The organism is Weissella sp. DD23, assembly GCF_001579105.1.
GTDB lineage: Bacteria > Bacillota > Bacilli > Lactobacillales > Lactobacillaceae > Weissella > Weissella cibaria.
The window spans coordinates 279,426-280,503 of the sequence record NZ_KQ970390.1; the positions used below are offsets into that span (position 1 = coordinate 279,426).

The 1,078-nt window shown below is 47.3% G+C and carries 1 protein-coding gene; it reads right to left on the reverse strand.

The genetic code is table 11. The features are described from left to right. Nucleotides 1-1,078, reverse strand: a 1,078-nt coding sequence (maeA, locus tag WEIDD23_RS14220; RefSeq protein ID WP_242865364.1) for an oxaloacetate-decarboxylating malate dehydrogenase, incomplete at both ends; no start/stop codon positions are given.

Genomic DNA, 1,078 nt, shown 5'->3' on the forward strand with positions numbered 1-1,078 from the left:
CACCGGGTTGTGAGGCATCAACCATACCACCCAAAGCGTGGGCAGCAGCTGAAATCATACCATCTGACAAAACCTTAGCCCTAGCAACAATCGTACCCAATCCCAAACCAGGGTAAACCAACATGTTGTTAGCTTGTCCAATTTCGTAAGTGACACCGTTTGAAGCCGTAACAGGGTCAACAGGCACACCGGTTGCAACCAATGCCTTACCATCTGACCACTTGATCAAATCATCTGGCATTGCTTCGTGCAACTTCGTAGGGTTTGACAATGGGAAGATCTTTGGGTGATCCGTGTTAGCAACCATTGCTTCAACGACTTCCTTAGTAAATGAACCAGGGTTAGTTGACGTACCAACCAAAACAGTTGGCTTAACAGCCTTAACAACTGACAACAAGTCCGTCAACTCGTCAGCGTTCTCAAATTCTGAACGTGAACGGGCGAATGGCTTTTGCTCAGGTGTCAACGTTTCGTCATCGTCGAACAACAATCCTTGACGGTCAACCATGTAGAAGTGCTTACGAGCTTCTTCTTCTGACAAACCTTGTTGCATAAACTCAGCCAAGACACGGTTAGCAATACCCGTACCAGCTGAACCACCACCGTACGTCAAGTACGTTTGTGACTTGATGTCTTCACCAGTAATAGCCAAGGCACCCAAAACAGCTGACGTCACAACGATTCCAGTACCTTGAATGTCATCGTTAAACGTTGGCCAGTCATTCTTGTACGTGTTCAAAATCTTCGTTGCCGTTGAACGACCGAAGTCTTCGAAGTGCAAGTACATCTCTGGGAACAATGATTGCGCCGTCTTAACGAATTTATCAATGAACTCAAAGTATTGGTCACCACGAACACGTTCGTGACGGTTTCCCAAGTATAGTGGGTCTGCCAACAATTCCTTGCGGTTCGTACCAGCATCAACAGAAACTGGCAAAACTGAGGCAGGGTCGATACCCGCGGCAGCTGTGTAAACCATCAACTTACCAACGGCAATATCAACACCTTGAACCCCCCAGTCACCGATTCCCAAGATACCCTCAGCATCGGTAGCAACCAATAACTTAATGTCACGGCC